Annotated in this window: 8 protein-coding genes and 1 pseudogene; all 9 read right to left on the bottom strand. The window is 44.8% G+C overall.

Annotation, left to right across the window (positions count from 1 at the left end; genetic code table 11):
• Window positions 1-29: 29 nt before the first annotated feature.
• Window positions 30-236: pseudogene (locus PVOR_RS08885) on the bottom strand (ACT domain-containing protein); the annotation flags it as partial.
• 184 nt (window positions 237-420) lie between these two features.
• Entirely contained in the window at window positions 421-1146 is a 726-nt protein-coding gene (locus PVOR_RS08880) for a hypothetical protein (RefSeq protein WP_006208821.1), read from the bottom strand.
• Between the two features lie 34 nt (window positions 1147-1180).
• Complete coding sequence (locus PVOR_RS08875) at window positions 1181-1912, bottom strand: hypothetical protein (protein ID WP_006208820.1); 732 nt, start codon at window positions 1910-1912, stop codon at window positions 1181-1183.
• Window positions 1913-1933: 21 nt separating this feature from the next.
• Window positions 1934-2728 (bottom strand): hypothetical protein, encoded by a 795-nt coding sequence (locus PVOR_RS08870; RefSeq protein ID WP_006208819.1) that lies wholly within the window; start codon window positions 2726-2728, stop codon window positions 1934-1936.
• A 52-nt stretch (window positions 2729-2780) separates the two neighbouring features.
• Window positions 2781-3524, bottom strand: coding sequence for a hypothetical protein (locus tag PVOR_RS08865; protein ID WP_234972817.1), 744 nt, complete (start codon window positions 3522-3524; stop codon window positions 2781-2783).
• A gap of 36 nt (window positions 3525-3560) precedes the next feature.
• Window positions 3561-4319, bottom strand: a complete 759-nt coding sequence (locus PVOR_RS08860) for a hypothetical protein (RefSeq protein WP_006208817.1) — start codon at window positions 4317-4319, stop codon at window positions 3561-3563.
• Window positions 4316-5647 (bottom strand): SPFH domain-containing protein, encoded by a 1332-nt coding sequence (locus PVOR_RS08855; protein WP_006208816.1) that lies wholly within the window; start codon window positions 5645-5647, stop codon window positions 4316-4318. Before PVOR_RS08855 ends, PVOR_RS08860 begins: the two co-directional genes overlap by 4 nt.
• A gap of 280 nt (window positions 5648-5927) precedes the next feature.
• Complete coding sequence (obgE, locus tag PVOR_RS08850; RefSeq protein WP_006208815.1) at window positions 5928-7238, bottom strand: GTPase ObgE; 1311 nt, start codon at window positions 7236-7238, stop codon at window positions 5928-5930.
• A gap of 13 nt (window positions 7239-7251) precedes the next feature.
• Window positions 7252-7645, bottom strand: a 394-nt coding sequence (locus PVOR_RS30340) for a hypothetical protein (protein ID WP_006208814.1), incomplete at its 5' end; no start/stop codon positions are given.

Raw genomic sequence — 7645 nt, 5'->3', positions numbered from 1 at the left:
CAAGGACTCAGATTAATGCAAAATGCTCACTTATAAAAAGCACTACGGCTAAGCCCAACCTGCTCAACGGCTTCATGAACCGTCCTAACGTCTCCCGACGCCAGCAATTTTTTCACTTGCATTGTTTTAACTACAGCTTCGGGAAGGATGTCTTCCCGGACCAGATAGTAGCGTTCCTTCACAAACGTCCTCTCCTCAAAGACTACTGTATTCGTATAGTGGACATTATACTGGATATACCAAGTAAGGGCAATACATAAGTGTCCATTTTTTAGAGATTACGATATTATCATGTCAACTCTATAGCCTATACTATATCGCAATTCCTATTGGAACTCATCGTAATTAACGTCAAAATTGTAAATGTAGCGTAAGAAAAAGCAGCCTCCGGTACTCGAAGACTGCCGATTTCTCTACCAGCTATGTATAGGTCAGGGGCAAACCACAATATTCACATGGAAGAGATTCCAGTGGATTTAACATAACTTTATTTCCGCAGCCGATGCACTCATGACTTTTTGGTCCCGGTGGGACCGTTGTTTCAAGTGGTGTTTCATCTGTATTAAGGACCATATTATGAGTACTTTCCATGCCGGGTTTATCCGAATGCTGGTTATAGGCGTTCAACCGCACCCTCCCCTCTTTTATAATGCCGTTAGGAAAGAGTTTGTGATTGAGTAAATACTGCAAATCTTTCAGTACTGCGGATAGAGGTTGATGAACATGCAATGCAATGTCTTCAATACTGTGGAGGCCGTTTGATACCAAAGATTCATACTCTTTCGCGAGTGTATAAAATCTCTTGTTTGCTCTTAATCTTAGTCCATATAGGACAGCAACGATTAATATACCAATAATACCTACCGCTAAAGCCAATCCCATAGCTTTATTAGCCCGTTGTGAAGGCTCGAACTCACTGTATGGAACAAAAAAGTAATACATTACAATAAAGATGTAACCACCGATAAGACAATTGGTTAATTGATAGTAGCTATAACCCTTCCTATAGTTAAGATGAGTTGAGCTGATAAATTTCCATAGTACCGGCAATAAAATGACCGGAAACAATATAAAACTCCCTAATAAGATTAAAGCATCCCAACCGGTTGGTTGGGGTTCGTACTGTTGATTTTCACTCACTTTCAATCCTCACTCCTCCAAAGTGTTTGAGGTAGCATCCTTAATGAAGTACGATTCCGCAGTAATCGCATTCCTTGGTATCCATCTTGTTAAGTATGACTTTGGATCCACAGCCAGAACATTCCACGGTTTTAGGCTGCGGAGGATTTGCTTGCATGTCAACAAGTGTGTTTGTGGTGCGAATACTCCGTTGGGGACTCACTGAATCCATAATCGAAGTGAACTGGCCCTGTTTATCCAAGAAATTCTCAACCTCATCATTCCGTTTAAAAATCAACTCTCCATCCACAATAGCACCTCGTGGAAAATGGCCTTTATTCATTAAATATTCTAAATCCTTCTCTACACTGATTGGCTTCTGCCTCATCTGTTCTGCAATCTCTTCTATATGATTAATTTTATGAATAAATATAACCTGTTTATATTGCTCAACCATATTAGAGTACCGCTCATTTCGGTTTAGCTGAAACCCGGCAACTACAACCAGCAAAACAAAATTAATCAAAAATACTCCTACAATATAAGCAAAAATAGAGTTAAAGAAAAAACCATAAATAAGATACGAAACAAAACTGAACAGTAATTGAAATGAAATTAATTTATAGGTGAATCCTTTTCGATAATTGAGATGTTGATTAGAGACAGCCCTCCAGATGGTTAGCGGAATCAATATATAAGGCAAAAGCAAACTGCCAGTTATCAAAACATGATCCAATGCCTCTGGTCGTGGCTCATACTTGTCATGTTTTTGATCCTTTGTTTGTATAGCCAATACTAAACCTCCTTCCGTGGATTACATGTAATTCAACCAACTGCCACAATACTCACACTCTTTAGACTCCTCTGGTTGCAAAATCACTTTTGAACCACACCCCACACATTGTGTTGACTTAGGCAGTTTGCTAGGAATGCTTCGAATTAATGAGCTTTCTGCAGCAGCCTCTTGCTCTGCCTTTTGAGAGGAATCTGTCTCAACTTCTAACGTATCATCATCATTGTTACTTTCATCATCTTCTTGTTCTTGTTCTTCCTCTTCCTCTTCCTCTTCCTCGTCGTTTTCTCCATCCCAGTAGATAATCCCATCCTCAATAGTCCCCGAAGGAAGTGTGTTCTCTTGCATTAAAAACATGATGTCCTCAGTCGCTTGCTCAGGTTTACGATTAACCTGCCTCGCAATCTCCGCAATTTCATCGTGATCCTGATTTAGGAGCAATTCTTTGTAGCTTGTTTCAAGTCCCTTAAAATACGTGTTAGCTCGCATACTCATCACTTGAAAAGTAACAATAAGAGGCAGACAAAACATGGCGACTATTAGCATAAGGGATTGGGTTTCCTTTGTCCTTATGGATGATTCCAATCCAGCGAACGACACAAAATAAGCGTAGATGAATATCCATAAAAAAGTCATGACTAATAGAGTGGATAAAAGACTGTAATTAGAACCCTTCCGATATGAAAATCGATGAGAAGCAACCACTTGAAGTAAACCCACAGCTAAAAACACTGGTGGAAACACAGCGGTCCCAAATATTATAAAAAAATCAACTTTAGTGAATGTAGGTCGGTAAACACTTGTTTGATTATTCATTCCTTGTTCTCCTTGACTATCATGTGGCTATTATTCTTATTAGATTAACTCCTTAAGCAACAATCATCGTACCGCAATACTCGCATTCTTTTTTCTCAAGCTGCGTCACGACCGTCCTTGCCCCGCAGCCAGGACATTCCACCGACTTTGGTACGCTACCCACCTGAGTTACGGTTCGTTCGGAATTTACAGATTCCGCTGCATCATTGCCCAGTGTATACTGCACTCTCTGCCCGCTGCGTGAAACAAACTCCCCCTGGGTAGGGGATTCGGACTTGTTGAGCAATGAAGGAATGCTCACCATCCCATTATCAATCTTCCCATAGGGAAGCATACGCTCTTCAAACATAAACGTTATATCCCGGGCAGCATGTGCTGGCGTCACCTTGGCGTCCTGAGCGATCTGCCCAATATGAACCAGCCTTTTCCGTATGATGGCATTCGAATAAACTTGCAGGAGGCTGCTGAATTTCTTATCTTCTCGGTTAGCGATCACAAACATGATAATGGCTGGAATTAGTATGACAATGCCAAGCACGATCGTGGAAGAGATGAGGCCATCAACATCGTTATCATCCATCGTGCCTATCATTATAAGGAATTCCATGACTCCAAATGTGAGAACCAGCACCCACCCAAAGAGTCTGTTGTTCCTTCCTTTACAGCTGTTATGACGCTGGGTGACGAGCACCCGAATGGCCGCGAGCACAATAGCTAACGGAAAAAATATAGCCGCCAGCACGATAATGAAATAATCTATTTTCGTGAGTCTGGATTTAAAAAGCTTCTGCTTCAATGAACCCCCCATACGCTCTCCCCTCAGTCATCTGCTTTATGTTGATCCCGCTTTTGCTTTCAGAAGTGCCGTGTTCCGGTCCTGTACTGTTCTGAGAATATCCCGGATGATATGAACGGCCTGCTCTGTCAGTTCATGATGTTGTTCCTTCTGGGATCCACCGATCAGCGCAACTTGATCCTCCAGCATCGCAATTTTCTGCTGGATTAGATGCTCCACTTCAACTAAAGAGGAGTGTGTGATGGGATCGCTGTAGCGAAGCGTTTCCTCGAGCTCGGCTACCTGGCGGTCTAATGCTTGAATATTCTCAACTGGCATCTGGCTAAGCTTCCTGCGAATAGAGCCAATCCAATCCACAATCTCTCGCTTCCCCGTGAGATGATCGGTTTCCCTCTGTTCATGAGTACCTGCATATTTCCCAACCAGGGCTACCAGCCCCAGAACAACAAAGAACACCAATAAAGTGATGAGATGAATCATCATGTACGAAGATACAGGCAGCTTAAATAAATATCCCAGCAAAATAACCTCCAACAAAACGGAGACGGCATAAATGCCAATAATAGCTCCTGAAGCAATAAAAAACGGAACTGCTGCGGAAGCCGCCTTACGTCGATGGATAAGGAATCCAATAAATATGAAAATGGCCGCTTCGGCGCATCCAAGGGCTATACCCGATATCCAGGAATTCAACTGAACCATCCCACCGGTAAATCCGAACAGGAGGATGGTTACAATCGGAAGCACAACGGCAGCCAGCCATAACTGGTTTCGACTCGTGGTTCTTGTACTCACTCTCTTCCCTCGCTTTCATTCCACGTCAATTTATGGCCGCACTCCATGCAGAACTTTTGTCCCGGTTTAATCTCATGATTACAGCTTGGGCATGCAAGCACTTGGCTTGACCCACAGCTAGGACAAAATTTTGCTTCCGCATCCACTAATTCACCGCATTCTCTGCAAGGCATAGGGAGGAGTGCACCGCAATCCGGACATTTTACAGCACCTGCCGGGTGGTCATGACCGCACTTAGGGCAAGCATGATACGGATCTCCACAGTGAAGACAGAACTTGGCATTGGGAGGCAGAGGCTGACCGCAGTCACTGCACGGGATGGTTTTTACCGTTTGTTCCTCCGGCTTCGTGAGAATGGACTGACCGCATCCCGAACAGAATCGAGATTCTTCCCCATTCAATGTTCCACACTTGGCACATGCCTTCTGTATTACTTGTATATCTTTTTTCTCCCGAACTCTTGAACTTTCAAACATTTGGCCCACGGTCTCATACATCGGGCCAACCATGCCAAGCCCCATACCCAGTCCAGTCCCCATAACAGCTGCCGGGCTGCCGGGATTCTTTGCCGCACCCTCCAGCGTATTAAAAGTCCTTTCCTGATGGTAGGTATATCCGATGATGTCCATTTCCGCTTTTTTTGCCAACGCTTCCTTGATTCGAATCGCAGCGGGGTCATTCTCGGGAATATTGATGGAATCCACATAGAAATTAAGCAGGGTGATTCCCATTTCTTCAAATGAAACAGCAATTGCTTCCATGATGTGCTTCGATATTTCCGCTATGTAAGCATTGATTTCTACGACGCTAATTTTTTTATGAACAATATATGAGGATATGATCTCTGTAATATTGGACATCAGTACGCCACGATAGTATTTGACAAGTGTGCTCTGATCAAAGGTTGGAAGGGTGCCAACCATCGTTGCCAGAAACTTTCGCGGATCGCTGATCTGAACACCGAATTGGCCAAAAGCTCGAAGCGATACAATAATGTTATACTTCGGATCCTGCAGCTGGATTGGCGAACTGGTCCCCCATTTCACATCCAGTGAGCGAAGTTTATTAACAAACCAGACTTCCGCCGTAAACGGAGACTTTCCGCCGAATGGAAGGTTGATAATATTAGATAGTATCGGTATATTCGCTGTACTCAGCGTATGTCGTCCAGCAGAAAAGGAGTCCAATGCCTGACCGCCCTTATACAGAATAGCCTCCTGCGTCTCATGAACGATAAGCTGGGTCCACGTGCCTAACTCCTGGTTCGGATAACGCCAAGCAAACACATCGGGGGGTCCTTCGTATTTTACAACTTCAATGATTGCCATAGTTCTACTCTCCTTTTTGCACGGTTCGTTCCATCTGATGATCTATGGAAATAGGTACTAATGTACTACTATTGTATACGATTTATCCGATAAATGGATGCAAAATTTGGAAAGTCGAAAAAAAGACAAGCTATGAGCCTCTAACAATACGATGAACAGCGTTTGGCATACTTTGGAGATAACGATGTAGACGGATGTGATTCCATTCATGAAAAAACGGCCAAGTCTGCTGTTCAACAGACTTGGCCGCTTCCTTGAATATATGTTTATGGGGTGCTGATCAATAGTAGCTGCTTCCTTCAACAAATTCGAATTCAAAATCGCCGATTCTTACAATGGTCCCTTCAGTCGCGCCACGCTTACGAAGCTCTTCATCGATACCCATATGACGCATCGTTCTGGCGAGTTTCAGGATCGCATCATGCGAATTCATCTGCATCCGCTTCAGCATCCGTTCAATTCGCTCACTATGGACCACATACATTTCATTATCCCTGGTAACCGTAAAGGAATTGTCGTTTTGCGCTTTGAATTTATAAACCTTACGTTCGGAAACCTCGGTTACCTCTTCGACCGTCGGCTCATCCGGAATGCTCTCAAGCACATCGATCGTGCGATACAGAAGTTCCTGGATGCCCTGACGCGTTAGGGAGGAGATCGGCATAATCTCGATGTCAGGACGGATTTCCTTAATCTTCTCCTTAAAGGCAGCTAGATACTCCTCTGCCTCAGGCATGTCCATTTTATTGGCAGCCACGATTTGCGGGCGCTCAATCAGGAGCGGATTGTACAGTCTGATCTCATCATTGATTTTTTCCCAATCTTCAAACGGATCTCTACCCTCTGTGCCTGCCATATCCACAACATGGATAATGACACGAGTTCTCTCCACATGACGGAGGAATTCATGCCCCAATCCTACGCCTTCATGTGCACCCTCAATCAGACCAGGCAGATCAGCCATGACAAAATTGCGCCCGTCTCCAACGTCAACCATACCCAAATTCGGAGTTATCGTCGTAAAATGGTAAGCGCCAATCTTCGGCTGTGCCGCAGACACAACGGATAACAAGGTTGATTTGCCTACGCTTGGAAATCCAACGAGACCTACATCTGCCATAACCTTAAGTTCCATGGTCACAAAGCGTTCTTCGCCTTCCTCACCGTTCTCTGCAAGTTCAGGGGCCGGATTGTTCGGTGTGGCAAAACGAATGTTCCCGCGGCCACCACGGCCTCCTCTGGCAACAACCACCTGCTGACCATGCCTGGTCAGATCGCCAATCACTTCGCCGGTATCGTCATCTGTCAAGATGGTACCTGGCGGAATACGAACAATCGTGCTGTCCGCGTTGGCACCATGCTGACTTTTATTCCGACCCTTTTCTCCGCGCTTGGCCTTGAAATGCTTCTGGTAACGGAAATCCATCAGCGTGCGAAGTCCTTCATCCACCCGGAAAATCACGTCGCCGCCCTTGCCGCCGTCGCCGCCGGCAGGTCCGCCTTCAGGAACGTATTTCTCACGACGGAATGCGATGAGCCCATCGCCGCCGTCTCCACCTTTTACATATACTTTTGCCTTATCTACAAACATGAAATCACCTTCCTCAAGTCACAAACGGCAGATACAAGCGATACGAGGTTTCCCCCGGCTCCATCTGTTCCACCCGAATGCCTTCTCCTTTTACGGATTGTTCAATCTGAAGCTTCAAGCTGTCCGGTTCTCCGAAGAATCCCTCTCCCTGAGCCCACACAATCAGCTCTTGCTCCTGCTGCATAAATGTTAATGTTAACTGCCGAGATTCTCCCCATGACGCTTTGCCGCTCAATTGGAAGGCTCTCACCGTTTGAATGATCGCGTGGGTAAAAGACTCTGCCGTTTGTGGCGATACTTTGTCTTCCAGTTGCACCTGGTCCACAACTTCAACGTCCAATTGCAGATTGTTGCTGTACGTACGGTATGAATGTAAGTGAGCATTTTGCATAATTCGAAAATTGACG

The sequence above is a fragment of the Paenibacillus vortex V453 genome, assembly GCF_000193415.1.
GTDB classification, from domain to species: domain Bacteria; phylum Bacillota; class Bacilli; order Paenibacillales; family Paenibacillaceae; genus Paenibacillus_AQ; species Paenibacillus_AQ glucanolyticus.
The sequence above is the reverse complement of the archived record's forward strand: the minus strand, read 5'-3'. Positions and strand labels throughout refer to the sequence as shown.